General features: G+C 73.9%; 32 protein-coding genes. 11 read left to right on the top strand and 21 right to left on the bottom strand.

Annotated features, from left to right (window positions below):
* Window positions 1-41: 41 nt before the first annotated feature.
* The 3 genes from QQK26_RS13580 to QQK26_RS13570 all read right to left on the bottom strand — a co-directional run bounded on the left by QQK26_RS13580 (window position 42) and on the right by QQK26_RS13570 (window position 2845).
* Window positions 42-698, bottom strand: coding sequence for a uracil-DNA glycosylase family protein (locus QQK26_RS13580; RefSeq protein ID WP_284233684.1), 657 nt, complete (start codon window positions 696-698; stop codon window positions 42-44).
* A gap of 915 nt (window positions 699-1613) precedes the next feature.
* Window positions 1614-1952, bottom strand: coding sequence for a branched-chain amino acid transporter permease (locus tag QQK26_RS13575; RefSeq protein WP_284233682.1), 339 nt, complete (start codon window positions 1950-1952; stop codon window positions 1614-1616).
* Window positions 1949-2845: an AzlC family ABC transporter permease gene (locus QQK26_RS13570; RefSeq protein ID WP_284233680.1), complete on the bottom strand. Its 897-nt coding sequence runs from the start codon at window positions 2843-2845 to the stop codon at window positions 1949-1951. The genes QQK26_RS13575 and QQK26_RS13570 overlap by 4 nt, the downstream gene beginning before the upstream one ends.
* 90 nt (window positions 2846-2935) lie before the next feature.
* Between QQK26_RS13570 and QQK26_RS13565 the strand changes: the two genes are divergently transcribed.
* Window positions 2936-3394: an Lrp/AsnC family transcriptional regulator gene (locus tag QQK26_RS13565; protein ID WP_284233678.1), complete on the top strand. Its 459-nt coding sequence runs from the start codon at window positions 2936-2938 to the stop codon at window positions 3392-3394.
* 14 nt (window positions 3395-3408) lie between these two features.
* Complete coding sequence (locus QQK26_RS13560) at window positions 3409-3798, top strand: DUF1304 domain-containing protein (protein WP_284233676.1); 390 nt, start codon at window positions 3409-3411, stop codon at window positions 3796-3798.
* Between the two features lie 39 nt (window positions 3799-3837).
* On the opposite strand, the gene QQK26_RS13555 is transcribed toward QQK26_RS13560, so the two are convergent.
* The 6 genes from QQK26_RS13555 to QQK26_RS13530 all read right to left on the bottom strand — a co-directional run bounded on the left by QQK26_RS13555 (window position 3838) and on the right by QQK26_RS13530 (window position 7967).
* Window positions 3838-4017 carry a hypothetical protein gene (locus QQK26_RS13555; protein WP_284233674.1) on the bottom strand — a complete coding sequence of 60 codons (180 nt, stop codon included), beginning with the start codon at window positions 4015-4017 and terminating at the stop codon, window positions 3838-3840.
* Window positions 4018-4205: 188 nt separating this feature from the next.
* A complete protein-coding gene (locus QQK26_RS13550) occupies window positions 4206-5183 on the bottom strand; it encodes a zinc-binding dehydrogenase (RefSeq protein ID WP_284233672.1) in 978 nt (325 codons plus the stop codon).
* Entirely contained in the window at window positions 5183-5605 is a 423-nt protein-coding gene (locus tag QQK26_RS13545) for an organic hydroperoxide resistance protein (protein WP_284233670.1), read from the bottom strand. The genes QQK26_RS13550 and QQK26_RS13545 overlap by 1 nt, the downstream gene beginning before the upstream one ends.
* A 90-nt stretch (window positions 5606-5695) precedes the next feature.
* A complete protein-coding gene (locus tag QQK26_RS13540; protein ID WP_284233668.1) occupies window positions 5696-6169 on the bottom strand; it encodes a MarR family winged helix-turn-helix transcriptional regulator in 474 nt (157 codons plus the stop codon).
* 76 nt (window positions 6170-6245) lie between these two features.
* On the bottom strand, window positions 6246-7118 hold the full coding sequence (locus QQK26_RS13535) for an HD domain-containing protein (RefSeq protein WP_284233666.1): 873 nt from the start codon (window positions 7116-7118) through the stop codon (window positions 6246-6248).
* Between the two features lie 171 nt (window positions 7119-7289).
* Window positions 7290-7967 carry a GntR family transcriptional regulator gene (locus QQK26_RS13530; protein WP_284233663.1) on the bottom strand — a complete coding sequence of 226 codons (678 nt, stop codon included), beginning with the start codon at window positions 7965-7967 and terminating at the stop codon, window positions 7290-7292.
* Between the two features lie 141 nt (window positions 7968-8108).
* On the opposite strand from QQK26_RS13530, the gene QQK26_RS13525 reads away from it, so the two are divergent.
* The 5 genes from QQK26_RS13525 to QQK26_RS13505 are packed head-to-tail and all read left to right on the top strand — an operon-like array spanning window position 8109 to window position 13502.
* Window positions 8109-9308: an NRAMP family divalent metal transporter gene (locus QQK26_RS13525; RefSeq protein ID WP_284233661.1), complete on the top strand. Its 1200-nt coding sequence runs from the start codon at window positions 8109-8111 to the stop codon at window positions 9306-9308.
* Window positions 9245-9391, top strand: a complete 147-nt coding sequence (locus tag QQK26_RS13520) for a hypothetical protein (protein ID WP_284233659.1) — start codon at window positions 9245-9247, stop codon at window positions 9389-9391. Before QQK26_RS13525 ends, QQK26_RS13520 begins: the two co-directional genes overlap by 64 nt.
* Before the next feature lie 28 nt (window positions 9392-9419).
* Window positions 9420-10184 carry a LamB/YcsF family protein gene (locus QQK26_RS13515; protein WP_284233657.1) on the top strand — a complete coding sequence of 255 codons (765 nt, stop codon included), beginning with the start codon at window positions 9420-9422 and terminating at the stop codon, window positions 10182-10184.
* On the top strand, window positions 10184-11749 hold the full coding sequence (locus QQK26_RS13510; protein ID WP_284233655.1) for a 5-oxoprolinase subunit B/C family protein: 1566 nt from the start codon (window positions 10184-10186) through the stop codon (window positions 11747-11749). Before QQK26_RS13515 ends, QQK26_RS13510 begins: the two co-directional genes overlap by 1 nt.
* A gap of 37 nt (window positions 11750-11786) precedes the next feature.
* Window positions 11787-13502, top strand: a complete 1716-nt coding sequence (locus QQK26_RS13505; protein ID WP_284233653.1) for an acetyl/propionyl/methylcrotonyl-CoA carboxylase subunit alpha — start codon at window positions 11787-11789, stop codon at window positions 13500-13502.
* A 43-nt stretch (window positions 13503-13545) separates the two neighbouring features.
* Here QQK26_RS13505 and QQK26_RS13500 read toward each other — a convergent pair whose 3' ends face one another.
* Window positions 13546-14991 (bottom strand): hypothetical protein, encoded by a 1446-nt coding sequence (locus tag QQK26_RS13500; RefSeq protein WP_284233652.1) that lies wholly within the window; start codon window positions 14989-14991, stop codon window positions 13546-13548.
* Between the two features lie 226 nt (window positions 14992-15217).
* Here QQK26_RS13500 and QQK26_RS13495 point away from each other — a divergent pair, with 226 nt between their 5' ends.
* Window positions 15218-15373, top strand: coding sequence for a DUF2256 domain-containing protein (locus QQK26_RS13495; RefSeq protein ID WP_284233650.1), 156 nt, complete (start codon window positions 15218-15220; stop codon window positions 15371-15373).
* Window positions 15370-16809, top strand: coding sequence for a cryptochrome/photolyase family protein (locus QQK26_RS13490; protein ID WP_284233648.1), 1440 nt, complete (start codon window positions 15370-15372; stop codon window positions 16807-16809). The genes QQK26_RS13495 and QQK26_RS13490 overlap by 4 nt, the downstream gene beginning before the upstream one ends.
* On the opposite strand, the gene QQK26_RS13485 is transcribed toward QQK26_RS13490, so the two are convergent.
* On the bottom strand, window positions 16806-17075 hold the full coding sequence (locus tag QQK26_RS13485) for a death domain-containing protein (protein ID WP_284233646.1): 270 nt from the start codon (window positions 17073-17075) through the stop codon (window positions 16806-16808). The two genes, QQK26_RS13490 and QQK26_RS13485, sit on opposite strands and share 4 nt — an antisense overlap.
* Window positions 17076-17199: 124 nt before the next feature.
* Between QQK26_RS13485 and QQK26_RS13480 the strand changes: the two genes are divergently transcribed.
* Together QQK26_RS13480 and QQK26_RS13475 are read left to right on the top strand one after the other, a co-directional pair.
* The gene (locus QQK26_RS13480) at window positions 17200-19335 is read left to right on the top strand and encodes a BCCT family transporter (RefSeq protein ID WP_284233644.1); all 2136 of its coding nucleotides are present in this window, start codon (window positions 17200-17202) and stop codon (window positions 19333-19335) included.
* Window positions 19336-19650: 315 nt separating this feature from the next.
* On the top strand, window positions 19651-20013 hold the full coding sequence (locus tag QQK26_RS13475) for a DoxX family protein (RefSeq protein ID WP_284233642.1): 363 nt from the start codon (window positions 19651-19653) through the stop codon (window positions 20011-20013).
* A 70-nt stretch (window positions 20014-20083) separates the two neighbouring features.
* On the opposite strand, the gene QQK26_RS13470 is transcribed toward QQK26_RS13475, so the two are convergent.
* From QQK26_RS13470 to QQK26_RS13425, 10 genes are all read right to left on the bottom strand, one after another.
* The gene (locus QQK26_RS13470; protein ID WP_284233640.1) at window positions 20084-20644 is read right to left on the bottom strand and encodes a GIY-YIG nuclease family protein; all 561 of its coding nucleotides are present in this window, start codon (window positions 20642-20644) and stop codon (window positions 20084-20086) included.
* A 47-nt stretch (window positions 20645-20691) separates the two neighbouring features.
* Window positions 20692-21114, bottom strand: a complete 423-nt coding sequence (locus QQK26_RS13465; RefSeq protein ID WP_284233638.1) for a GNAT family N-acetyltransferase — start codon at window positions 21112-21114, stop codon at window positions 20692-20694.
* Between the two features lie 37 nt (window positions 21115-21151).
* Window positions 21152-21502 carry a hypothetical protein gene (locus QQK26_RS13460; RefSeq protein WP_284233636.1) on the bottom strand — a complete coding sequence of 117 codons (351 nt, stop codon included), beginning with the start codon at window positions 21500-21502 and terminating at the stop codon, window positions 21152-21154.
* Window positions 21503-21560: 58 nt separating this feature from the next.
* Window positions 21561-22484 carry an ABC transporter substrate-binding protein gene (locus QQK26_RS13455; RefSeq protein ID WP_284233634.1) on the bottom strand — a complete coding sequence of 308 codons (924 nt, stop codon included), beginning with the start codon at window positions 22482-22484 and terminating at the stop codon, window positions 21561-21563.
* A 61-nt stretch (window positions 22485-22545) separates the two neighbouring features.
* Entirely contained in the window at window positions 22546-23385 is an 840-nt protein-coding gene (locus tag QQK26_RS13450) for a siderophore-interacting protein (protein WP_284233632.1), read from the bottom strand.
* Between the two features lie 20 nt (window positions 23386-23405).
* A complete protein-coding gene (budC, locus tag QQK26_RS13445) occupies window positions 23406-24185 on the bottom strand; it encodes a meso-2,3-butanediol dehydrogenase (RefSeq protein ID WP_284233630.1) in 780 nt (259 codons plus the stop codon).
* Window positions 24186-24258: 73 nt separating this feature from the next.
* A complete protein-coding gene (locus QQK26_RS13440; protein ID WP_284233624.1) occupies window positions 24259-24858 on the bottom strand; it encodes a TetR/AcrR family transcriptional regulator in 600 nt (199 codons plus the stop codon).
* On the bottom strand, window positions 24855-25163 hold the full coding sequence (locus QQK26_RS13435) for a transcriptional regulator (protein ID WP_284233623.1): 309 nt from the start codon (window positions 25161-25163) through the stop codon (window positions 24855-24857). The genes QQK26_RS13440 and QQK26_RS13435 overlap by 4 nt, the downstream gene beginning before the upstream one ends.
* Window positions 25153-25620, bottom strand: coding sequence for a hypothetical protein (locus QQK26_RS13430; protein ID WP_284233621.1), 468 nt, complete (start codon window positions 25618-25620; stop codon window positions 25153-25155). The genes QQK26_RS13435 and QQK26_RS13430 overlap by 11 nt, the downstream gene beginning before the upstream one ends.
* A complete protein-coding gene (locus QQK26_RS13425; protein ID WP_284233619.1) occupies window positions 25610-26059 on the bottom strand; it encodes a hypothetical protein in 450 nt (149 codons plus the stop codon). Before QQK26_RS13425 ends, QQK26_RS13430 begins: the two co-directional genes overlap by 11 nt.
* Window position 26060 lies beyond the last annotated feature (1 nt).

Raw genomic sequence — 26060 nt, 5'->3', positions numbered from 1 at the left:
CCGCTCGGTGGTGTCCGCGCGACGCCGTCTCCGCGCGCGGATCAGTCGAGGGCTCGACGGACGAGGCGTCGCAGCAACGGCACGGTCGAGTGGGCGAACCAGGGGTTCGCAGTGCGCCATCCGCGGGCCAGGGGCGACGGATGCACGAGCGGGAAGAACGGCAGGAACGCCTCGGCATCGCGGACGTGCTCGGTGACGCTGCCGGGCCCGAGATAGCGGCGCTGCGCGTGCGCGCCGATCACGAGCCGCAGCCGCACCTCGGGAAGCTGCTGCAGCACGCGCGGGTGCCATCGGTCGGCGAAATCCGGGCGAGGCGGCAGGTCCCCTCCGCCCCTCGCCGGAGCGGGCGTGCCGGACTCCGCCCCCGTGCCCGTCACGACGTCCGGCCGAGCGCGGGCGCCCGGGCCGGACGGAGCACCCCGGCTGCCTGGGAAGTAGGCGTCCATCGGCAGGATCGCGACCTTCGCCGGGTCCCAGAACTCCGCATCCGTCACGTCCATCCACGACCGCAGCAGGCGTCCGCTCGGATCGTCGAAGGCGATGCCCGACTCCTGCGCGAGCCGCCCGGGCGCCTGGCTGAGGATGAGGATGCGCGCCGTCGACTCGCCGATCACGAGCGGCTTCCAGCCGCGCGCAGTCGCCCAGGCGTTGCTCTCGTGCGCGGCGATCTCGGCGCGCAGCTCGTCGAGGGTGGTCACGAAGCCAGTCTGCCGCGCTGCGCCGGGGTGCGGTGCCGGGCGCCCGGTGCGCGGCGCGCGGTGCGCGGCACGCGACACGCGGCACGCGGCACGCGGCACGCGGCGCCCGGTGCGCGGTGCGCGGTGCGCGACACGCGGCACGCGGCGCCCGGTGCGCGGTGCGCGGCGCGCGGCGCGCGACACGCGACACGCGACACGCGACACGCGACACGCGACACTCGGCACTCGGCACTCGGCACTTGGCACTCGGCACTTGGCACTCGGCACTTGGCACTCGGCGCGCCCGGCGCGCAGCGCGCGGCGCCCGGTGCCCGATGCGCGGTGCGCGGTGCGCGGTGCGCGGTGCGCGGCACTCGACTCAGCATCGAAGCGACAACTCAGCAGTTCGTCCGCCGCTGACTTGTCGCTTCGGTGCTGAGTCGCGGCGCTATCCCGGCGACGCGCGCGAGGTGGCATCCCGAATCCGCTCACCTTGGTCGACGACTCGCTGCCCCGCTGCCGAACCGGATGTGCGCCCGACATCCTGGTCACGATGGACGCGGCTCCACGACTCAGCGCCCAAGCGACAAGTCAGCAGCGCGCAATGCGCTGAGTCGTCGCCAGGGCGCTGAGTCCCGCACGGGCGCCACCGTCCACGCCGAGCACCGCGGTCCACACCGAGCACCGCGGGCCACACCGAGCACCGCCGGCCACGCCGGGCGCCGTCGTCGTCCGGCTGCCGAGCCGGCGCCGCGCCCGCTTCCTGAACCGAGCCGCACGTGCACCATGCCCGGGCACCGTGTCCGGTGACGGCTCGACGTCTCAGCTTCGAGGCGACAACTCAGCGCCGGTGACGCCGCTGACTTGTCGCTTGGGCGCTGAGTCGCGCAGCTCGCGAGCCATCTCGCGCACCATCGGGGCCCGCGTGGAGCACCCCTACGCCAGCACCCCGGGCAGGGTGCTCGCGAGCAGGACGTGCAGCCCGGTGCCGACGCCGATGCTCAGCAGGGCGTTGCCGCGCCAGAGGTGCAGGCCCGCGGTGGCGACGAGGCCGACGAGCACGGGGATGCTGCGGGCCGGGTCGAGCGGCGGCACCTCGTGCACGGTGTGGAGCACCAGCACCGTCATGACGCCGACGGGCAGCGCGGCGCCGATCTCCTGCAGCACGGGGCTGTGGCGCAGCCGGCGCAGGAAGAGGAAGGGCAGCGCCCGCAGCGCCCATGTGACCAGGGCGCTGACGATCACGGCGGCGGCGAGGTAGGCGGTCTCGGTCACGGGCGGTCGTCCCCGACGCCCGGCGAGGCCGACCCGGGCTCCCCCGCGACACCCGACACGACCCGCCCGCGCTCCCCCGAGACACCCGACGAAGCCCGCATCCGCTCCTCGGTCGCAGCGGAGCGGGCTGCACGTCGCCGCCGCACCGCGATGCGCACGAGCAGGAACGCGACGAACAGGACGATGCCGCCGACGAGCATGCCGCCGGGCACGAGCAGGCCGGCGATCGCCGCGCAGGCGACCGCGACGAAAGGCGCGGGCAGGTCGCGGCGGGCGCGCGCGGCGTCGATGCCGAGCACGATGAAGAGCGCGGTGAGCGCGAAGTCGAGGCCCACGATCCAGTCGGGCACGAGCGCCCCGGTCAGGGCGCCGACGGTCACGCTGGCGACCCACGCCAGGTGGAAGCCGCCCTGGATCGCGAGGATGCGCGCCGCCCGCCAGCGCTGCGCCTGCGGCGAGGCGGTGAGCGCCCAGGCCTCGTCGGTGAGCGCGAAGGTGCCGTAGATCTTCGCAGCGCCGGGCAGGCGGTGCAGCGGGAACGAGAGCGCGTAGAAGACGTGCCGCACGTTGACGAGCAGCGCGGTGAGCGCGATCGTCGGCAACGCCGCGCCGGCCGTGACGAGACCGAGCAGCAGGAACTCGAACGAGCCGGCGAACACGACCGCGGCGAACAGCGCGCCCCACCACCAGTCGAGTCCAGCCTGCGCCACGAGCACGCCGAAGGCCAGGCCGAGCGGCACGGCGGCGAGGCCGGCTGGGGTCGCATCGCGCAGGCCTGCGAGGAAGCCGCCGTCTGCCGCGCCGACGACCGGCACGGGAGCGGTCACCGCCGAGGGACCCTGCGCGGTGCCGATGACCGGCGGGTCCACCGTCGGGGTCGGGTCCGTGTGCACGTTGCTCCTCCATCCGCTCGCCTCGAACAGAGCAAGGATAGGGAACCCGAGACACTTCCCGATTGCCGAGCATGGCTGCAGAATGAGCGGATGCGCAACGCGACCACATTCGATGGCATCGATCACGCAATCATCGAGCGATTGAGCCAGGACGGCCGACTGAGCAATACCGAGCTCGCCCGCAGCGTCGGCCTCACCCCCGCCCCGTGCCTGCGCCGGGTGCAGCGGCTGGAGCGCGACGGGGTGATCAGCGGCTACCGCGCGGTGATCGACCCGGTCGCGGCGGGGCGGGGCTTCGAGGTGATCGTCTCCGTGGAGATCACGCTGAGCGACGCGCAGACGGTGGCCGAGTTCGAGACGGCCGTCATAGCGTTCGACGAGGTCGTCGAGGCGCGGCGGCTGCTGGGCGTGCCGGACTACTTCCTGCGCATCAACGTGGCCGACGTGAACGCCTTCGAGCGCTTCACGATGGAGAAGCTCACGCGCCTGCCTGCGGTGAGCCGGGTCATCTCGCACCAGACGATGCGCGTGCTCAAGAGCCTCGCCTGAGGCAGGATGAGCAGGTGCTCATCGTCGCCCTCGTCTTCGCAGCCCTCGCCGCGCTCGTGCACGTCGTCATCTTCGTGCTCGAGTCGGTGCTCTGGACCACCCCGCGCGCCCGCGCGGTGTTCGGCTCCACCGCGGAGGGCGCCGAGGCGACGAAGGAGATGGCCTTCAACCAGGGCTTCTACAACCTGTTCCTGGCGATCCTCGCCGGCGTCGGCGTGATCGTCGTCGCGGCGGGCTCGACCACCGTCGGCCTGACCCTCGTCGTCGCGGGCACGGGCAGCATGGCCGCCGCCGCGATCGTGCTGCTGCTGACCTCGCCCGACAAGCGCGGGGCCGCACTCAAGCAGCTCTCGGCGCCCGGCCTGGCGCTGATCGCGCTCGCCGTCGCGGCGCTGCTCGGCTGAGCGCTCGCCATCGCTTCGCTGCAGGGCCCGACGGGGCGCTCAGCGGCTCAGCGACAGGCCGATCAAGCTCAGCACGATCGCCACGACCACGCCGAGGCCGCCGAGCAGGATCGGCAGCGGGCTGCTGCCGCTGCGGGTCGAGAGGTCCTGCCCGTTGTCGATGCCGGTCTCGGGCACGCGGTCCTGATCGGGGGCGGGGCTGGGGTCGGGGGTGCTCATGGCTGCGCTCTCGGGAGGGGCGGACGGATGCGTCCATCCTGCATCCGCTCGCCGCGGCGAAGCTGAGGGTCGCGCCCCGGCCCGACCCCGAGGAGCGGGAGCGGACGCGACGTCGTGCCTCGCGCACGCCAGGCACGTCGTCGCATCCGCTCCCGCACTCGGGGCGGACGCCCCGCAGGGCGCCCCGTTTACGGCTTGAGCAGCACCTTGCCCACGCGACCGGCGGTGAGGCTGGCCGCAGACGCCTCGGCGACCCGCTCGAGGGGGAAGATCGCCGAGACCGGCAGGGTCAGCTCGCCGGAGCCGATGCGCTGCAGCAGCTCGCCGAAGAGGCGGCGCTTGTCGTCGGGGCCGATCGCCGCACTGACCTTGCTGCCCCAGAAGCCCCGCACGGTGGCCTGCTTGAAGATGACGTCGCCCGAGGCGATCTCCATGATCGGCGCGGCCATGGCGCCGAAGGCGACGAGCTCGCCGCCCTCCGCGAGCAGCGAGAGCACGTCGCCGGCGGAGCGTCCGCCGACCGACTCGATGCCGACGCGGATGGGGGCACCGCCGGTGATCTCGGCGACCCGGTCGCGCCAGTCCTCGGCATCCGTCGCGACGACGCGCTCGATGCCCTGCTCGCGCAGCTCCTCGACGCCCTCGGCGCGGCGCACGAGGCCGAGCACGTTGATGCCGCGGGCGGCGCCGAGCTGGGCGACCATGCGGCCGACCGCACCGTTGGCGGCGTTCTGCACGAGCCAGTCGCCGGCCTCGAGCCCGAGCGAGTCGAGCAGGCTGATGGCGCTGAACGGCATGGCCACGAGCTGGGCGGCGGCCTCGTCGGGCAGCGCGTCGGGCACGGGGATGAGCCCCGCGGCCGGGGTGACGACGAACTCGGCCCAGGCGCCGAAGCTGCCGCCGGTGGCGACCCGCTGCCCGAGCTCGAGGCCCTCGACGCCCTCGCCGAGCGCATCGATCACGGCGACCGCCTCGGTACCGGCCTGCGCGGGCAGCTCGGGCTTGAACCCGTAGGTGCCGCGGGCGGTCCAGAGGTCGTGGTTGTGGATCGGCGAGAGCAGCACGCGCAGGCGCACCTGGCCGGCGCCGGGCTCGGGGCGCTCGATCTCGCGGGTGGCGAGCACGTCCTGCGGCTCGCCGAAGACATCCTGGATGACGGCGCGCATCAGTCGTCCGAGACCGTGATCGTGACGTCGATGTTGCCGCGCGTCGCGTTCGAGTACGGGCACACCTGGTGCGCGGCGTCGGCCAGCTTCTGCGCCTCGTCGTGCGGCAGCTCGGGGATCACGACCTCGAGCAGCACGGCCAGCTGGAAGCCTCCCTCGCCGTTCGGGCCGATCTGCACGCGGCCGCCGACGCTCGAGCCCTCGAGGTTCGCCTTCGACTGGCGCGCCACGGCGTGCAGCGCGGAGTGGAAGCAGGCCGCGTAGCCCGCGGCGAACAGCTGCTCGGGGTTGGCCCCGGCGCCGGAGCCGCCCATCTCCTTCGGCACGGCCATGTCCAGGTCGATGATGCCGTCGCCCGTGGCGACGTGGCCGTCGCGACCCGAGCCGGTCGAGAGCGCTTCGGCGGTGTAGAGCACGTCCATGGATGTTCCTCCTTCGGTCGACGCCACCCGAGGGGTGGGCGGCGCGGTTCATGGCCCGCCCGAGCGGGCGAGCGGATGCGGCGGGCCGCGTCAGGTCGCGGCCGCACCCTCCCGGGTCGGCTGCGCGGTCGCGGCGGCCGCCGTCGCCTGCATGGTGCGCGTGAGCTCCTGCAGGGTGCGGATGAGCGACTCCGCCGCCTCGGGCCCGTCGAGCCCGGTGCCCGCTGCGATGCGCGCGGGGATGTGCGCGAGCTCGCCGCGCAGATCGCGGCCGAGGTCGCCGAGGGCGACGGTGACGACCCGCTCGTCGTCCGCCCGGCGAGCCCGCGTCACGAGTCCGGCCTCGTCCATGCGCCGCAGCAGCGGCGACAGGGTGCCGGAGTCGAGCTGCAGTCGCTCGCCGAGGGTCTTGACGCTCTGATCGCCGTCGTTCCAGAGCACGGCGAGCACGAGGTACTGCGGGTAGGTGAGCCCCCACGGCTCGAGCAGGGCGCGGTACGCCTGCGTCGTCGCGCGGGTGGCGGCGTAGAGGCTGAAGCACACCATGTCGTCGGTCACGGGCATGCACAAACGGTCGCACACAATCTGATTGCGCACAAGCGAACACAGCGGATGCTCGGCACGGCTCGCGAGCAGACGCTCAGTACGGCTCGACGAGGTACCGCAGCGGCAGCCCGGCGCGCAGCTCGAGCACCTCCGCGCTGCCGCGCAGCTCGCCGTCGACCATCGGCAGGTCGAGGTAGCCGCGTGCGATGACGTGCTCGATCTGCGCGGGGCCGGGCACCGCATCCGCCGGTCGCAGCAGCGCGCGCCAGGCGTCGGGGCTGCGCCGGAACGCCCGGGTGCGCTCCGCCGTGCGCGGGTCGGCGAGCAGCGCCGCCCACAGCTCGTCGTCGGTCCACGCGGCGAAGCGGTCGAGCAGTTCGCCGGACGCATCCGCCAGCAGCTCGGCGACGAGGCTGCGCAGCACCGCCACGGCCGCGACGTTCGCGCTCGCGCGGTGACCGCGCGCCTCGCCGACGATGAGGTCGATGAGCTCGGCGGCGGTGGCCGCATCCGCATCGACCGTGCCGCCGCGCAGGCGCAGGCGACGCAGCAGCTCCCACGGCGGCGAGACCGTGCGGCCGTGCGCCTGGCCGCTGCGCAGGAAGGAGTCGAGGTGGTCGAGCTTGAGCCCGCCGGCGACGGCGAACAGCGGCGACGGAACGCGACCCTCGTCGATCGCGATGACGGTCTCGGCGTCGAGGCCGTGCTCGCGCAGCACCGGATCGAGCGAGCGGATGCGTGCCCGGCCGATCGCGTGATGGTTCAGCCCCGCGAACCCCTCGACGCTGTGGCTGAACGCGAGGTGCCCCACGTCGTGCAGCAGCGCCGCGGCCCGGGCGGCATGATCGTCGGGCGCGAAGTGCGCCACGAGCGCGAGCACCCCGAGCGAGTGCTCGAGGCGCGAGTAGCGCTGCGTCGTGGTGATCGAGGCGGCGCCGGCGTGCGCGATGAAGGCGAGTCGGCGCACGTGCCAGGTGCGCAGCAGCTCGCGCTCGAGATCGGTGAGGGCGACGTCGACGCGCCAGAGGGGTCGGAGAAGCGGCCGTCCGCACCCAGGGTGTCCGCCGCATCCGCTGCTCGCATTGGGGCCTCCCGTCGTTGCCGGAACGCTACTCCTCCCGGAGCGCCTCGGCGTCGATCAGCGCGGTCGCGTCGCGCGCCCCCGCTCGATCGCGGCGAGCACCGTGCGCTCGGAACGCGTGAAGTAGGCGTCGAGCGCATCGGCGGCCTCGCCCATGCGCCCATCGTCGAGCAGCGCGACGATGCGCCGGTTCTCGTCGACGAAGGGGTCGTGCAGGTACTCGGGGCTGTCGAGGGTGACGAAGGCCAGGCGCAGCTCCGCCTGCAGCCGCGCGAAGAGCTCGGCGAGCCGGGGGCTGTCGGCGAGCGCGACGAGAGCGGCGTGGAAGCGCATGTTCTCGGTGCCGACGCCGTTCCAGTCGCCGGCGTCGCGCAGGCGCACGGCCTGCCCGACGGCCGCTCGCACCGCGGCGAGACCCGGGTGCTTCGGGGCGGCCCCGCGCACCGCCTGCTCCTCGATGATGCGCCGCACCCGGTAGATGTCGAGGATCTCGGCGACATCGGGCGCGTGCACGAAGACGCCGCGATTGGGGTGCCGCAGCAGCAGGCCCTCGTGCATGAGGATGCGGAACGACTCGCGCAGCGTGTTCCTGGAGACGCCGAGGGCGGCGGCGAGGGCGGGCTCGACGAGCTGCTGACCGGGCCGCAGGCGCCCGTCGATGAGCAGGTCGCGGATCGCGAGCGCCGTGCGCTCCACCAGGTCGGCGCCGTCGGACTCGGCGGGGCGCGGGCTCATGCGCTCATCCTAGGAGCGCTCGACGGACCGACCCGCGGACGAAACATGGTTGACATGTGAACGATCTAGCGTGGATCGTTGAACGACTCGCGAAGCCGGTGCCGCCGTCACGGGACGGGTCGTCGACCTCGAGGAGCCCCGGTGGCCGAGCACGACGCATCCGTACCGAGCACCACCCCCGACCCCGCCGACGACTCGCTGACCGTCGCCGAGCGCACGAAGGCCTACGCCCGCAAGCGCCGTTCCGCCCTCATCGGCGCCATCTTCATGATGGCCACGAGCGCCATCGGACCCGGTTTCATCACCCAGACCGCCACCTTCACGGCGCAGCTCGGCGCGGCCTTCGCCTTCGGCATCCTCGTCTCGGTGCTCATCGACTTCGCGATCCAGCTCAATGTCTGGCGCATGGTCACCATCACGGGCATGTTCGCGCCGCACCTCGCCAACAAGGCGATCCCGGGCGCCGGATACGTGCTCACCGTGCTCATCGTGGTCGGCGGCCTGGCCTTCAACATCGGCAACATCGCCGGTGCCGGCCTCGGGCTGCAGGTGCTCTTCGGCCTCGATCCGAACCTCGGCGGCGCGATCAGCGCCGTGATCGCCATCGCGATCTTCCTCGCCCGCAAGGCCGGCCCGATCGTCGACAAGGTGCTCATCGTGCTGGGCCTCGTGATGATCGCCCTCACGGTCTACGTGGCGGTCGTCTCGGCACCGCCGGTCGGCGACGCGCTGCGGCAGACGGTCCTGCCCGACGTGCTCGACTTCGCAGCCATCACCACCATCGTCGGCGGCACGGTCGGCGGCTACATCACCTACTCCGGCGCCCACAAGCTGCTCGACTCGGGCACGACCGGGCCCGAGAACGTGCGCGAGGTCAACCGCGCGGCCATGAACGGCATCCTCGTCACCGGCCTCATGCGCTACGTGCTCTTCCTCGCCGTGCTGGGCGTCGTCGCGAGCGGCGTGGCGCTCGACACGGCCGGCAACCCCGGCGCGCAGGCCTTCCAGGCCGCCGCCGGCGACATCGGCTTCCGCGTCTTCGGCGTGGTGTTCTGGGCCGCCGCCATCACCAGCGTCATCGGCGCCGCGTACACGTCGAGCTCGTTCTTCGCCGTGTTCTTCCGCGACATCCAGCAGCGCGGCCGCAACTTCATCACCATCGGCTTCATCGCGGTCTCGCTCGCGCTGTTCCTGGTCTGGGGCGCCGCCCCGCGAACATCCTGGTCTTCGTGGGCGGCTTCAACGGCCTCGTGCTGCCCATCGGGCTGGCGATCTTCATGTTCATCGGGTGGTTCCGCAAGGACCTGCTCGGCACCTACCGCTACCCGAAGTGGCTGCTGATCATCGGGACGCTGGCCACGCTGCTGAGCTTCTACATGGGCGCCCTCTCCATCCGCCCGATCTTCAGCCTGGTGCTCGGCTGATCGACCACCCACGACAGGAGGGGCGCACATGACCGCCATCGACCTCAACAGCGACATCGGCGAGGGCTTCGGACGGTGGACGCTCGGCGACGACGCGGCCATGCTCCGCATCGTGTCGAGCGCCAACATCGCCTGCGGCTTCCATGCCGGCGATCCCCGCGCCATCCGCTCGACCGCCGCGATCGCCGCCGAGCGCGGCGTCGCGATCGGCGCGCACGTCGGCTACCGTGACCTGGCCGGCTTCGGCCGCCGCGACCTCGACGTCGCCAGCGACGACCTGGTGCCCGACGTGATCTACCAGATCGGGGCGCTGCAGGCGCTGGCCGCCTCGGTCGGCGGGCGCGTCTCGTACGTCAAGCCGCACGGCGCGCTCTACAACCGCATCGCCCACGACGAGCGGCAGGCCGCCGACGTCGTGCGCGCCGTGCGCGAGGTCGATCCGACGCTGACGCTGCTCGGCCTGCCGGGCAGCGTCGTGCTGCGGCTCGCCGAGGAGGCCGGCCTGCCCACGGCGCGCGAGGCGTTCGCCGACCGCGCCTACACGCCCGAGGGCCGACTCGTCTCGCGCCGCGAGTCGGGCAGCGTGCTGCACGACGCGGACACGGTGGCCGAGCGGATGCTGCGCCTCGTCGAGACCGGCGAGCTGGTCGCCGTCGACGGCTCGGTGATCCGCTTCGAGGCCGACTCGATCTGCGTGCACGGCGACAGCCCCAGCGCCGAGGCGATGGCCCTGGCGGTGCGCGAGCGGCTGGTGGCGGCGGGCGTGCAGCTCGCTCCGTTCGCGGCGCGCTGATGGACGTCCCGGTGGCGGCCGCGCGGCGCGTGCTGCCCGCCGGCGACCGCGCCGTGCTCGTGGAGCTGCCCGACCTCGCCGCCGCGCTCGGCCTGCACGCCCGCCTGGAGGCGCTGCAGATGCCGGGCCTGGAGCAGCTGCTGCCCGCCGCACGCACGCTGCTCGTCGGCTTCGACCCGCGCCGCATCCGACGCGGCGAGCTGCTGGAGCGCCTCGATGCAGTGAGCGCTGCGCCCGTCGACCGCGCCGACGGCGCCGTCGTCGAGGTGCCCACCGTCTACGACGGCGAGGACCTCGCCGAGATGGCCGAGCTGCTCGGCATGAGCCCCGAGGCGCTCGCCCGCCGCCACAGCGGCACCGACTGGACGGCGGGCTTCGCCGGCTTCGCGCCCGGCTTCGTGTACCTGGTGGACGGCGACCCCGTCTTCGACGTGCCGCGGCGCAGTACCCCGCGCACCCGCATCCCGGCCGGCTCGGTCGCGCTCGCCGGCCGCTGGAGCGGCGTCTACCCGCGCGAGAGCCCCGGCGGCTGGCAGCTGATCGGGCGCACCCCGCTGCGGATGTGGGATGCGGCCCGCGAGGCGCCCGCCGCCATCCGCCCCGGCGACCGGGTGCGCTTCGTGCCGGCCCGCGACGAACCCCTGCGGGCCGCCGCTCCGGTCGCCGCGCCCCTGCAGCAGGACGGCCCGGCGCTCGTCGTCGAGCGCCCCGGCCTGCGCACCCTCGTGCAGGATGCGGGCCGCCCCGGCCTCGAGGCGCTCGGCGTCGCCGCCAGCGGCGCGCTCGACGGACCGGCCATGCGGCTCGCGAACCGCCTTGTCGGCAACCCGCCCGGCGCGGCCGTGCTCGAGATCCCCCTGGGCGGCGTGCGCCTTCGGGCCCGCGGCCCGCTGGTCGTGGCCGTCACCGGCGCCCGCCTGCCCATCGCGGTGCTGCGCGGCGAGCGGCGGCGCGAGGTGCTCGACCAGCGCGCCGTCGCACTCGACGACGATGACGTGCTCGAGCTGGGCGAGCCCGCCGCCGGCCGGCTCGCGGTGCTCGCCCTGCGCGGCGGCATCGGCGTGCCCGCCGTGCTCGGCAGCCGCGCCACCGACACCCTCGCAGGCCTCGGCCCCGACCCGGTCGTGGCGGGCGACGCGCTGCCCGTCGGCGCGGAGCCCGTCGGCTGCACTGCGGGTCCCGAGCCGTGGCCCGCCGACCCCGACGAGGAGCTGCGCGTACCCGTCCTGCTCGGCCCGCGCGACGACTGGTTCGACACCGCCTCGCTCGAGCGTCTCGTCGAGCAGCCCTGGACGATCACGCCGCTCGCCGACCGCGTCGGGCTGCGGCTCGAGGGCGCCGAGCCGCTGTCGCGCGCCGTGGACGGCGAGCTGCCGAGCGAGGGGGCCGCGACCGGCTCCGTGCAGGTGCCGCCATCCGGCCAGCCGATGATCTTCCTGGCCGACCATCCCAGCACCGGCGGCTACCCGATCGTCGCGGTCGTGCGCGAGGTCGCGCTGGCCTCGCTCGCGCAGGCCCGGCCGGGCACGCGCATCCGCTTCGTCATCGATCCCCCGCCGCGCTGAGCGGCACCCCACCCGCACCACCACCGGAAGGACGCTCATGCAGCGCATCCTCATCGCCAACCGCGGCGAGATCGCCGTGCGCATCGCGCGCGCCTGCGCCGACACCGGCCGCACCGCGATCGCCGTCTACGCCGACCAGGACGCGGACGCGCCGCACGTGCGCCTCGCCGACGAGGCCGTCGCCCTCGAGGGCACGACGGGCACCGAGACGTACCTCGACATCGACAAGCTCGTCGCCGCGGCCGTCGCCGCCGGTGCCGACGGGGTGCACCCCGGCTACGGCTTCCGCTCCGAGAGCGCCGAGTTCGCCCGCGCCGTGCAGGCCGCCGGCCTCGTGTGGATCGGCCCGTCGCCGGAGGCCATCGAGGCGCTCGGCGACAAGGTCAGCGCGCGCCGCATCGCCGAGCGGGTCGGCGCCCCCTTCGTCGCCGGCACCCCCGGCCCGGTCGACTCGGCGGCGGAGGCGGAGGCCTTCGCCGCGGAGCACGGCCTGCCGGTCGCGATCAAGGCGGCGCACGGCGGCGGGGGCCGCGGCATGCGCGTCGCCTGGCGCGCCGAGGAGGTCGCCGAGCGCTTCGACGAGGCCCGGCGCGAGGCCCAGCAGGCCTTCGGCCGGCCCGAGTGCTTCGTCGAGCGCTTCCTCGACCGCCCCCGCCACGTCGAGGTGCAGGTGCTGGCGGATGCGCACGGCACCGTGCTCGCGCTCGGCACCCGCGACTGCTCGCTGCAGCGCCGCAACCAGAAGCTGGTCGAGGAGGCACCCGCGCCGTTCCTCACCGACGCGCAGCGGGACCGCCTGCTCGGCGCCGCCGCGGACATCTGCCGCGAGGCCGGCTACGTCGGCGCCGGCACGGTCGAGTTCCTGCTCGGCCCCGACGGCGAGCTGTCGTTCCTCGAGGTGAACACCCGCCTGCAGGTCGAGCACCCGGTCACCGAGGAGACGAGCGGCCTCGACCTGGTCGCCTGGCAGCTGCGCATCGCCGAGGGCGAGGCCCTCGACCCCGACCTCGTGCGCGCGCCGCACGGCCATGCCATCGAGTTCCGCATCAACGCCGAGGACCCGGGCCGCGGCTTCCTGCCCTCCCCCGGCCTCGTCGAGCGCTTCCACGCGCCGTCGGGCCCCGGCGTGCGGGTCGACGCGGGCGTCACCGACGGCACCGTCGTGCCCGACGCCTTCGACTCGCTCATCGCCAAGCTCGTCGTCTGGGGTCCCGACCGCGCGACCGCGCTCGCCCGCAGCCGCCGCGCGCTCGCCGAGCTGCGCATCGACGGCGTGCCCACCGTGCTGCCGTTCCATCGCGCCGTCGTCGACGACCCCGCCTTCGCGGGAGCGGATGCGCTGGCGGTGCACACGCGCTGGATCGAGACCGAGATGGACTGGGCCGCCGAGCCGCAGCCCGCGTCCTTCCCGGCGGAGCCGCAGCTCGAGCGCACCTGGATCGAGATCGACGGACGCCGCGTGCGCCTCGGCCTGCCCGCGGGGCTCGCCCTCGGGGCGGCGACGGGGACAGCGCCGGCCGCGCCCGCATCGGCTGCGATCGCACCAGGGGCCGTGCTCGCGCCCTTCCCGGGCGTGCTGGCGCGCTGGCTCGTCGAGGACGGCGCGCAGGTCGCCGAGGGCGAGACGCTGCTCGTGCTCGAGGCGATGAAGATGGAGAGCCCGGTCACCGCCGCTGCGGGCGGCACGCTGACCCGGACGGCGGATGCGGGTGCGACGGTGCGCGCCGGCGAGGAGCTGGGGCGGATCGGCTGAGCCGCCGCGCGGGCCGGACGCCGCAGCGCCCGGCCCGCTCCGATCAGGCCCGTCGGCGGCGCAGGAGCAGCGCGGCACCGGCCAGCAGCATCGCCGCGCTGGCGGCGAGCAGCGGCGCGGTGGCCGCTCCCACGGCCGGCAGCGATTCGCCCGAGGCTTCGGCCGGTGCGGCGGGCTGCCCGCTCGAGGGCGCGGGCACGGGCGCCGGCGCCGCCTCGTCGTCGCCGGGCGTCAGCGCCGCCGCGGCCGCGAGGATCAGCTGCTGCGTCTGCTCGACGTTGGTGGCGCGGTTCGCCGCGAGATCCATGTAGTCGAGCACGGGCACGTGCAGGTGGCCGCCCGCGACCTCGTCGAGGCCGAGGCCGACACGCAGGCGGTTCACGCGGTACATGCTCTCGTTGGAGAGGTAGTCGCCGCCGCCGCCCGAGACGGCGAAGGCGCCGGCCGGCGGCGGGGTGGTGTCGGTGGTGCCGACCTCGACGAACGGAGTGCGGTCCTCGGCGAACGAGTAGGCGTGCCCGTGGTTGAGCTGCACGGCGAACGGCCCCGTGCCCGCCGCGAGCATCGCATCCGCCGGCAGCGTGGTCTCGATGAACTGCGCCCCGTCGACGGTCTGCGGCCAACCGGGGGCGTCGGGCGCCTCGCCTTCGAACTCCTCGTTCAGGTTGTCGGCGAAGCCGCCGCGCCAGATGCTCGCCCAGCGCTCGATGTCGTAGCCGCTGCGGCCCTGGCTGATCGTCATGGCCATCTGCGGGGCGGCGTCGCCGGCTTGCAGCTGCGGGCCGTAGGCGTCCTCGACGATGCCGCCGTCGAAGCGCGACCACGTGACCGGCAGCACGACGGCCTGGATCTGCACCGGCCCCGCATCCGTCTCGATGATCCGGCCGGAGAGCGACAGCGCGGCGGCGCCGGACGGGTTGGACCGCTCGAGCAGGTCGTCGAGCTGGAACGGGTCGAAGCCGCTGATCATCACCTTGGTGACGCCCGGGTCGGCGTCGAAGCCGAGCTCGTCGAGGCCGCGGGAGGCCTCCTCGAGCACCTGCAGCAGGTCCGTGAGCCGCTGCTGGTCGACGCCGCCGGAGGCGGCCCAGGCCTTGAGGTCCTCGCGCAGCGCGAGGCGGGCCCAGTAGAGCCCGCGGTCCTCGTAGCGGATCGCCGCATCCGCATCCTGCGCGTGCTCGAGCGCACCGCTCCAGAGCTCCCGACCGGTGCTGCGCACGAGCTCGTCGACCGACGCCGGCTCGGCCGCGGCGAGCGCCGCGGCGAAGCCGTCGACCGTGCCGGCGAGCCCGGTCCCGTCGATCATCCGCTGCGAGAAGGGCTCCGAGTCCCGCGGCCGGACGAGGGGCAGGCGCTGCTCTTCGACATCGGCTCCGGTCGTCTCGAGCCTCGGCGACGGGGCGGCCTGCGCCGGGGCTGCGAGGCCGGCCACCAGCAGGGCTCCGGCCCCCAGGGCGATGAGCGGACGGGTGGCGGAGCGAGCGGGCATCGATGTCCTCACGATCGTGACGGCGGCCGTCGGGGCCGCCGCGGGGCGTCCTCCGACCCTATCGACGGTGACCCCCGAACAGGTCACGCCGTGTTGCGATCGTGTGAACTTCGCGTCAGCCGGACGGGGCGTCGGCGGAGGAGCCACGGTGCGTCCGGGCTCACGCCTTCCTGGGCGCGAGCCCGCCGCTGCGAGCGCCGCGGGTGATGCCGCGCAGCATGGAGGCATGGTCCGCACGCCCCGCGAGTCGAAGCCCTGCGCCCACTGCGGCCGCCCCTTCGAGAACCGCAAGCGCTGGGACGGCCGCGAGCAGTGGGACGCCGTGCGCTACTGCTCGCGCGCCTGCCGGTCGGCGGCCGCCCGCGAGCGGCGGCGTGCATGACGAACGCCGCCCTCATCCTGGCCACGCAGCTCTTCGAGCGGCACCCCGCGCTCGACGACCCCGATATCGACGAGATCCTCGTCGTCGAGTCCGCCGCCCGCTTCGAGAAGCTGCCGTACCACCAGCACAAGATCGTGCTGCTGCTGGCCGGCCTGCGCCAGCTCGTCGCGAGACTCGACGCCGACGGCCGCACGGTGCGCGTCGTGCGACTCGACGAGGAGCTCGGCTTCGCCGCCGGCGTCGAGCACCTCGTGCGCGAGCACGGCATCGACGGCCTCGCCTGGATGAGCGCGACCGATCGTGGGGTCGACGAGCGGATGCGGCGCCTCTGCGAGCGCCTCGGCATCCGCTCCAAGGTCTACCGCGACGCCCTGTTCCTCACGCCGGCGGAGCTCGCCGACGCGTGGTTCGCCGAGCATCCGACGCCGATCATGGAGGACTTCTACCGCTGGCAGCGCCGCCGCACCGGCATCCTCATGCACGGCGAGCGGCCGGCCGGCGGGCAGTGGAACTTCGACCACGACAACCGCGAGCCGCTGCCGAAGGGCGGCCTCGACGTGCCGCCGCTGCCCGAGCTCGAGCCGGATGCGATCACGGCGGCGGTCATCGACGAGGTCGCCGCGCGCTTCGCCGACCACCCCGGCGACGCCCGCGACTTCAACCTGCCGGTGACCCCGGCCGACGCCCGCGACTGGCTGCGGGTGTTCGTCGCCGAGCGGCTCGGCGACTTCGGCCGCTACGAGGACGCGATGGCCGCCGACGAGCCCCACCTGTTCCACTCCGTGCTCACGCCGATGCTCAACATCGGCCTCGTGACCGTCGACGAGGTGCTCGAGGCGGTGCTCGACGCCGAGGACGCGCCGATCAACTCGGTCGAGGGCTTCGTCCGGCAGGTGATCGGCTGGCGCGAGTACATGCGCGGCATGTACCGGGCGCATCCGTTCCTGGAATCGGTCAACGAGCTGGAGTTGGAACGCGAGCTGGAGCCCTGGTGGTACGACCTCGACGGCGTGCCCGACGACCTGCCGGTGCCGGTGCGCACCGTGCTCGAGCGCGTGCACCGGCACGGCTACGCGCACCACATCGAGCGGCTCATGGTGCTCGGCAACTGGTTCCTGCTGAGCGGCTACGCGCCGCGCTCGGTCAACGACTGGTTCCTCGCGCTGTTCGTCGACGCCTACGAGTGGGTCATGGTGCCGAACGTCATGGGCATGAGCCAGTACGCCGACGGCGGACTCGTCGGCACGAAGCCCTACGTCTCCGGCGGTGCCTACCTGCAGCGGATGGGACGCTGGTGGCCGAACGCGCAGGCGGCGAAGGACTCCCCGTTCACCGACGCCTACTGGGCCTTCCTCGAGCGGCACGAGGAGCGCCTCGCCGAGAACCACCGCATGGCGAGGCCGCTCGCGTCGATGCGCAAGCGCCGCGACGGTTAGCGGTCGGCGTCGGTGATCGTCGCCTCGTCGAGCAGATACCCGTCCTCGGCGGCGATGTCGATGACGGGCCGGTTCTCCGGGTCCTGCCGTTCCAGCTCGGCGACGACGGCGCGCAGGTGCCGCGCCGCATCGAGCAGACCGAGGTCCTCCAGCGCCTCCAGCACGGGGGCGACGTCGCCACCGCGCAGTTCGATCGCGGCGAGCATGCCCTCGCGCACGACGTCCCGGTGGAAGCCCAGCACGGTGGTCTCGGCCGGTTCGCGCATCCCCGCAGCGTAGCGAGCAGATGCGGGCGGGCGCTGCCCGCATCCGCTCGTCGAACATGGACGCGAGGTGGGAAGGTGTGCAGGGATTGGCCCCGTTCGAGGCGCATCGGCACGATTGGAGGTTATGGACGAACCCGAGAAGACCCAGAGTCCCGCCCCGGACGGCCCACCACCGAAGCGCCACCCCGCGAACCGCGCCGGTAAGGGCGCCCGGCGCATCGCCAAGGAGCTCGTCGACCCCGCGCCCGACGGTATCCACCCCGCGCTGATCCCCGGTCTCGGCGTGGAGCAAACCAACCGGGTCTTCCGCACCGACCGCGTCGTGTTCACCGTGGCGCTCCTCTTCACCGTCGGCTTCATCACCTGGGGCATCGTCGCCGGCGACAGCCTGGCGTCCTTCGCCAGCGGCGCGCTCGACTGGGTCATCACCTACACGGGGTGGTTCTTCACCTCGATCGCGACCGTGGTGCTCGTCTTCATGCTCTGGGTCGGCTTCGGTCGCTTCGGGCGCATCCGCCTCGGCACCGACGACGAGAAGCCCGAGTTCTCGATGTTCTCGTGGATCTCGATGCTCTTCGCCGCCGGCATGGGCATCGGGCTCGTCTTCTGGGGCGCCGCCGAGCCGCTCACCTTCTTCGAGTCGCCGCCGCCCGGCAGCGCCGAGGCCGGCACGGTCGAGGCGATGCACACCGCGCTCACGCAGGTGCTCTACCACTGGGGCCCGCAGGCGTGGGCCTTCTACGCGCTCATCGGTGGCGCGATCGCGTACGGCGCGTACCGTCGTGGACGTCTGCCGCTGATCTCGTCGATCTTCGCCCCGCTGCTCGGCGAGCACCGCACCAGCGGCCCGATCGGCAAGACGATCGACATCTTCGCCATCATCGTCACCCTCTTCGGCACCGCCGCGTCGCTCGGTCTCGGCGCGCTGCAGATCGGCCACGGCGTCGAGATCATCGCCGGTGTCGGACCGGTCGGCAACGGGCTGCTCATCGGCGTCATCACCGTGCTGACGATCGCGTTCATCATCTCGGCGGTCTCGGGCGTCTCCCGCGGCATCCGCGCGCTGTCGAACATCAACGCCGCGGTCGCGATGCTGCTCGCCCTGTTCGTCTTCTTCGTGGGTCCGACCATGCTGATCCTGCAGGTCATCCCCTCCGTCGCGGCGCAGTTCGTCGGCGACCTGCCGCAGATGATCGCCCGCTCGGGGTCGCAGGGCGAGGAGGCGCAGGCGTTCCTGTCGGCCTGGACGATCTTCTACTGGGCCTGGTGGATCAGCTGGTCCCCCTTCGTCGGCATGTTCATCGCGAAGGTCTCGCGCGGACGCACCCTGCGCCAGTTCGTCTCGGTCGTCGTCATCGTGCCGTCGGCGGTCTCGTTCCTGTGGTTCGCCATCTTCGGCACGACCGCGATCGACGACCAGATGAACGGCGCGAACCTGCCCGTGAGCCCCTCCGAGGAGGTGCTCTTCAACGTGCTCGCCGATCTGCCGCTCGCCGGCATCACCACGGTCATCGCGGCGGTGCTGGTGGCGATCTTCTTCGTCACCGGGGCGGACTCCGCCTCGCTCGTGATGGGCACGCTCTCGCAGCAGGGCAAGCCCGATCCGTCGCGCTGGGTCACCATCGTCTGGGGCACCCTGGTCGGCGCGATCGCGGCGGTGCTGCTCGTCGCCGGCGGCGAGGAGGGCGGCGGACTGCAGGCCCTGCAGAACGTGACGATCGTCGCCGCGCTGCCGTTCGCGATCATCATGGCCTTCATGATGATCGCCTTCACGAAGGACCTGCGCAGCGATCCGCTCATCATGCGCGACGCCTACGCGGAGCGCGCGGTGCGCCACTCGGTGCGCGTCGGCCTCGAGGAGCACGGCGACGACTTCGCCCTGGCCGCCGTCAAGTACGACCACTCGCAGGACGACCTCGCCTGGGTCGAGCCGAAGGTCGACGAGGCGCTCGTGGAGACCTACACGGCGGCGATCGACGTGATCGAGCCGGCGGACGACTCGGGCGCGGAGGCACCCGTCGACGCGACGGAACCGGCGGAGACCACGGGTACGACGATGGGCGGCGCCCCCGCGCAGCAGCCCGCCGCGCCGCCCAAGGTGCACGGACGCCGCTCCGCTTCGGCGATCGAGCCGAGCACCGGGGCGATCGGCCTGCCCGGACGGGCCGACGCCGACCGCAGCGCGGCCGAGGGCGCGGCTCCCGGCGGCGTCTCCGACCCCGAGCTGCCGAAGCGGCGCGGGGAGCGCGACCCGGAGTGATCCGGGGCTCGATCCGCTCCGGCGGATGAGCGGCCGAGGGCGGTGCGACGACGGTCGCGCCGCCCTCCGTCGTCCGCGCCGGCGCGGAGCGGCACCGCCGCCGCCACGGCGCCGAGCACATCCCACGCACGACTCAGCAACGAAGCGACGACTCAGCACCGCATCCGACCCCGACTTGTCGTCACGACGCTGAGTCGCACCCGCGAGGCGCGGCGCGGCGCGGCGCGGCGCGGCGCGGCGCGGCGCGGCGCGGCGCGGCGCGGAACCGCACCGCTGCCACGGCCGACGCGCATGAGCGGATGCGAGGATCGCCCCATGCGCGCATCCACCGCCCTGCTCGCCGGGCTCCTCGGCGCGGCCGGCGCCCTGCACCTGGCCAAGCCGTCCGTCTACGAGCGCGTGGTGCCGGGCTGGGTGCCGGGCACGCCGCGCCAGGTCGTGCTCGTCAGCGGCGCGGCCGAGGCGGCGCTCGGCGCCGCGCTGCTGCCGCGCCGCACCCGCAGGCTCGCGGCCTGGGGCGCCGTGGCCCTCTTCGTCGCCGTGTTCCCGGCCAACGTCAAGCAATTCCGGCGCGCGAGCCGCCGCCCGGGCGCCGAGCGCTGGATCACGGCGGCGCGCCTGCCGCTGCAGCTGCCGCTCGTGTGGTGGGCCGCGCGAGTGGCATGCCGCGTCGACTGAGGAGAGGCCGTCACCGCCGGTCGAGGGCGGCCCGGCAGCTCATGATGGCGGTCTGCGCCATGCCCCGACCCTAGCCGCGCAGCGCCGCCGCCTCGCTGCGCCAGCGCGCGAGCTGCGCCCACGGGTCGTCGACGCCGGCCCGCAGCGACGCGAGGTGCGCCGCGAGCTCCGGCGACGGCGCGAACCACTCGGTGCCGGCATGCCGGGTGCGCGCGAACTGGGCGTGGCGCATCCGCTCGCGCAGGCGGTCGCCGCGCTCGAGAGCCACGAGCTCGTGGTGCCGGATCGCGGCGAGGCGCTGGCGCAGGTTGGCGGTGGTGCCGATCTTGAAGCGCTCGTCGAAGCGCAGGTAGTAGACGACGTCGACGCGCGGCGGCGGCAGGTCGGCGTCGGGTTGCTCGCCGTGCCGCCACTCGCACTGCGCGCAGAGCCAGCCGCTCGGGTAGCGCACGCCGAGGCGCGAGGCGCAGGCCGGGCACGGGGAGGGCAGCACGTCCTCGCATCCGCTCGCCGCCGCGGAGTCGGCCGCCAGCGCCAGGTGATCGGCGCACAGCGCGACGAGCGCGCCGGTCGCGGCCGGCTCGCCGCAGTCGGGCACGAGGCAGTCGGGCACGAGGCGGAGCGGATGCACGCAGCGAGGCTACGCGCGGCCCCCGACACGCGGGCGGCCCGCCGCGCTCAGGTCAGCAGCGACATGCCCGTGCGCTCGGGGGCGACGTCCGCGAAGCCGCGCGACTCGTAGAGCCTGCGCCCGGGTGGGTCGGCGGTGAGGGTCACATAGGCGCCCGGCTCCGCGTGCTCGCGGATCGCCGCGAGCAGCGCATCGAGCACCGCGGCGCCGAGACCGCGACCCTGGTGCTCGGGGAACGTGGCCATGTCGGCGACCAGGAAGTACCAGCCGCCGTCACCGACGATGCGCCCCATCGCGACGATGCCGCCGTCGGGGCCCGTCACCGTGCGGAAGGTCCAGGAGTTCGCGATGGCGCCGCGCGCCTGGCCCTCGCTCTTCGGCGAGAGGCCGGACCGCTCGCGCAGCGCCCGGTACTCGGCGGTGGTGGGGGCCGCGTCCTGCAGCCGGTAGCCGTCGGGGAGTCCGCTCATGCCGGCCATGCTCGCCGGGCCGGGCGCGGGCCGCAACTCAGCCGGCGACCCCGTACCCGCCGGCCTCGCGCTCGGTCTCGTAGGCGCTGCGCCGCGGGGAGACGCGCACGATCACCGAGGCGGTCACGCGCTTGCGCTGGCCCAACGGTTCGACCGCGTACTCGGAGCAGCGCTCGAGCTCGCTGCGATCGAGCACCGCGTCCGCGACCTGCTCGCGCGGGCCGACGGCATCGGTGATGGTGCGCCCGAGCACCACCTGATGGGCGTCGAAGATCTCCACCACGGTCATGCCCTGCTGCGGACCATCGTCGAGCAGGTACGCGGAGACGACGTCCGCGGCGATGGCGTCTTCCCGGTTGAGCTGGAGCACGGAGGGGATGCCGGTCATACCCCTTCCTATCCCCCGGCCGTGGGTCGCGTCGACCCGGAACGCGCTCAGCGGATGCTCAGCCGGCGAGCAGGCGCTCCAGGTCGTCGAGCACGGTCATGCCACCGAGCGGACCGACCCCGGTGATCCAGAACGACTGGTCGACGAGGTGCAGCTCGGGGAACGCCGCGGCGTTGTCGGCGATGACGCGCGGCAGCGTGGCGGGGTCGTCGACGTCGGTGGTCGTCACCAGCACCAGGTCGGCGGAGGCGTCGAGCACGTTCTCGGGCGAGACGTCGAGCGAGATGTCCTCCCACGCGCGCTCCGGCGTCGTGAAGCCGGCGCACTCGAGGGCGCTGCCCGCGAAGGAGTCGGGGCCGTAGAGGGTGAGGATGCCGTCGCGCGGCCGCACGAGCTGCGCCGTCGAGCCCGCCGTGTCGAACTGCTCGGCGATCTTCGCGCAGCGCGCCTCGTAGTCGGCGAGCAGCCGGTCGGCGCCCTCGGCGTCGCCGAGCGCCTCGGCGACGAGCGCGACGTTCTGCTGCCACGGGTCGGTCTGGGTGGCCATGTAGACCGTCGGCGCGATGGTCTCGAGCTGGTCGAAGAGAGCCGCGTGGCGCGACTCGGTGCCGATGATGAGGTCGGGCTCGAGCGCCGCGATCGCCTCGACGCTCGGCTCCATCACGGTGCCCACGCTCTCGATGCCGGCCGCCGCCTCGCCGAGGTAGGCCGGGATGCCCGCTGCATCGCTCAGCACCGCGGCGCCGACCGGCGTCACCCCCAGGGCCACCGCGGTGTCGAGCTGCACGGGTTCGAGCACGACGACCCGCTGCGGCGCCTCGGGCACCTCGGCGGTGCCGCGGGCGTGCTCGACGCTGCGGGTGGCGTCGTCGGCGGGCTCACCCGTCTCGGCGGCGGGCGTCGATGCGCAGCCGGCCGCGGCGAGCAGGGCGGTGAGGGCGAGTGCGGCGACGGCGCCGCGGGCTGGGGTGAGGCTCGGCATGCTGCTCCAGGGGTCGCGCCACCCGTTCGAGGGCAGCTGGTCAGGACAGCCTATCCTCACCTCAGTCGACGCGCGCCCGGTCGTTCCAGTAGCCCTGCGCGTGCACGTGGTCCGAGCGGATGCCCGCATCCGTCAGCAGCGAGCGGATGCGTGCCACGCGCCCCGTCTCCGTCGCCGCCCACGCGTGGAAACGGTGCCCGAGCGCGACCGCATCCGCCGCGTGCTCCCGCACCCAGTCGGCGACGCCGCCCTCGAGGGCCGCACCGCCCGGGCGGCCGGGTGCGCGCATCCGCACGTCGAGGTGCGCGCCGGCCAGGAACGGTTCGACGAGCGCGGCGTCGACGCGGTCGCCCGCCTCGAGCACGACGTCGACGCGGAACGTCGGATCGAGGCTGCGCAGGATCCCGGCGATCGCCGGGTAGGCGGTCTCGTCGCCGGCCAGCAGCATCCGCTCGGCCGCACCGGGCCGCCATTGCACGCCGTGCAGGCGGGGGTCGCGTCGCGCGTCCGGGGCCGAGAGCAGCAGCCGGTCGCCGGGTCGGGCCGAGAGCGCCCAGGCACTGGCCGGCCCGGGCGAGGCGTGCACGTAGACGTCGACATCGAGCTCCCCGAGGTGCGGGCGCGCCTCGCCGACGGTGTAGCTGCGCAGCACCGGCCGCGTGGCGGCGTCGAGCGCGCGCCAGCGCCGGCGCCACTCGAGCTCGGGCAGCATCGGTGCGAGCAGCTCGGCGGGGTACGCGCCCTGCGGGATGAGCAGCTTCATCCGCTGGTCGAGCCCGCGCGCCGGCAGGTGGCGCAGCTCGGGGCCCTGCAGCGCGAGGCGCACGAAACCGGGCGTGACGCGCTCGGCGCTGCGCACGATCGTCGTGACGAGCGCGTTCGGTGAGCCGGTGTGAAGCACCGGCCCACCGTAGCGGCGGATCAGCCGAGCGCGGGCTGCGCGGTCCAGGACGTCAGGCCTCCGTCGACCGGCAGGGTGACGCCGCTGATGTAGGAGGCATCGTCACTGGCGAGGAAGAGGATGCTGGCCGCGATCTCCTCCGACTGCCCGACCCGGCCGAGCGGGATGCGCTCGGCGTAGGTGTCGCGCACCTGCTCGCTGGCGTCGAGCACCGGCTGCAGCAGCGGCGTGGCGACGGGTCCGGGCGCGACGGCGTTCACGCGCACGCCCTGGTGGCCGTAGTCCACCGCCATGCTGCGGGTGAGGTTGACGACCGCGCCCTTCGCGGCGTTGTAGGCGGCCATCGCCGAGTCGCCGCCGAGACCGGAGATGGATGCGGTGCTGACGATCGAGCCCTTGCTCGCCACGAGATGCGGCAGGGCCGCGCGCGCCGTGTGGAAGACGCCGTCGAGGTCGACGGAGAGCACCCGTCGCCAGGTGGCGTCGTCGGTGTCGCCGACCGCGCCCCCGGCGCCGATCCCGGCGTTGGCGACGAGCACGTCGAGCTTGCCGTGGCGGTCGACCACCTCGGCGACGGCGGCGTCGACCGCGGCGGCGTCGGTGACGTCGAGCACGACCGTGTGCAGCCGGTCGCTCGGATGCGCGTCGGCGAACGCGGCGATGCTGCGCTCCGAGACGTCGGCCGCCACGACCGTGGCGCCCTCCTCCAGCAGGCGAGCGCTCGCCGCTCCGCCAATGCCGGAGACCCCTCCGGTCACGAACACGACCTTGCCGTCGAACCGTCCTTCGAATGCAGTCATGGCTGCCCTCCTCGTCGAATGCTGCCGAGCCGAGTGCCGGCACCCGGAGCCTAGGGCAAGTATCTGACTGCTGTCAGACAGTTCCCTCGTGCGCACGGAACCAGAAGGAGGGCGACGCCGCCAGGATGAGGCGCACCCCGCGCTCCACATCGGGCTCGGGCCCCTGCACCCAGCGCTCGATCGCGCCGACCGTGCCGGCCGCCGCGTAGCCGGCGACGAGCGCGAGCGCCTCGTCGTCGTCCGCGTCGACGCCCACGGGCAACGTGCCGGGGTGCCGACGCAGGTGCGCCACGAGCACCTCGACGATCGACGACTCGAGCGCGGAGCGCAGGGGCGCCAGCAGCACGGGGTCGATCGCCGCGCGGTAGACGTCCCGGTGCTGCAGCACGTGCTCGAGCACGGCGCGCTCCGCGCGGGGGAAGCCGCCCTCGGCGCTCACCCCGCCGTCCGGATCCTGATGCAGGACCGCAGCGGCCTCGAAGCGCTCGCCCAGCGCCGCGACGAGCAGCGCCACCGGCGACTCGGCGTGCCGGTAGAAGGTGTCACGGGTGACGCCGGCGGCCCTGCAGAGCTCGGCGACCGTGATCGACTCCGCCGAGCGGCCGGCGGCGAGCTCGAGCACGGCGGCGCGCAGCCGCTGACGCGAGCGCAGGTAGCGCGGGTCCAGGCTCACGACGCCTCCCCCGCCATCGCTCGCAGGGCCGCGAGGTGGCCGTCGAACGCGCGACGGCCCTGCGGCGTGAGCTTGACCGTGGTGGTGCGGCGCGCATCCGCTCGACCCGGCGAAGCCTGCTTGCTGGTGCTCACGTAGCCGAGCTCGACGAGATTGCGCACGGTCTTCGACAGGTTGGCCTCGCTGAGCTCGAGCGTGGCGGCGATGGCCGCGAAGTCGGCGTCGTCGAGCGGGCGCAGCATGGCGCAGAGGCGGAGGCGGGTCGGCGCGTGGATGGCCTCGTCGAAGCGGGGTTCAGCGGGCACGGGAGGTGCCCATGCTGCCGAGACGGTCCAGCGCGATACAGCAAGCGAGCGTCGTCACGAATGCGATCGCAGGGAACCACACGGCGATCGAGGCGAAACCGAAGCGCTCGGAGACGAGCGAAGCCAGGTACAGGCCGACCATCACGGACAGCATCACGGCAGTCGTGAGGATGGTGGCGGCATCACGTTGCATCCGCGGGGCGAGGCCGGTCAGCCGTCGGTGCAGGAAACCGAGTCCGCTGACCGCTCCGACCACCGCGAGCACGAGCCAGTACCCATCGAGGCCGACGTCAGCGCGCTCGATCGCAGGACTTGCGACGCAGAGCGCCACCATGAGCGACAGCGCCGGGTAGAACCACCAGCTCGCCGCCCGCACCCGCCGCCGCACCCGCCGCCGGTCGAGCTCGAGCGCGTCGAGCGCCTCCCGCGCGTCGCGGAACCCCGCCTCATCGCGCACGGCGCACCTCCTGCGCGAACACGCGGTCGTAGCCGACGACGCCGAGCGCCATGACCACGCCGGTGAGGGCGGCGAGCGCGACCGCCCAGCCGTGCAGCTCGAGGACCGAGAGCACGACCGTACCGCCGACGGCGGCGACGTGCAGCAGTCCGATCGCCACGAGCAGCAGCACTCCGAGAGGACCGGCCGGGCGGCCGATGGCCACGCCCGAACGTCGCCGGAACAGCGCCTCGACCGCGGTGAACACCACGGCCCCGGCGATGAACGGCACCCAGGCCCACTGCAGACCCGCTACGGGCGCGGCGACGAGCAGCGCCGAGCCGAAGCCCTGCGCGGGCGCCGCCCACCACGTCTCGGCGGTCATCCGCTCGCCGATCCGGCGCCGGTCCTCACCCAGGGCGGCCAGCGTCTCCCGGGCTCGTGCAGATTCGCTTTCCATG

This window comes from Arenivirga flava (genome assembly GCF_030161575.1).
Classification (GTDB): Bacteria; Actinomycetota; Actinomycetes; order Actinomycetales; family Microbacteriaceae; genus Arenivirga; species Arenivirga flava.
Note: the sequence above shows the minus strand (reverse complement) of the source record. Positions and strands in the feature narration are given on the sequence as shown.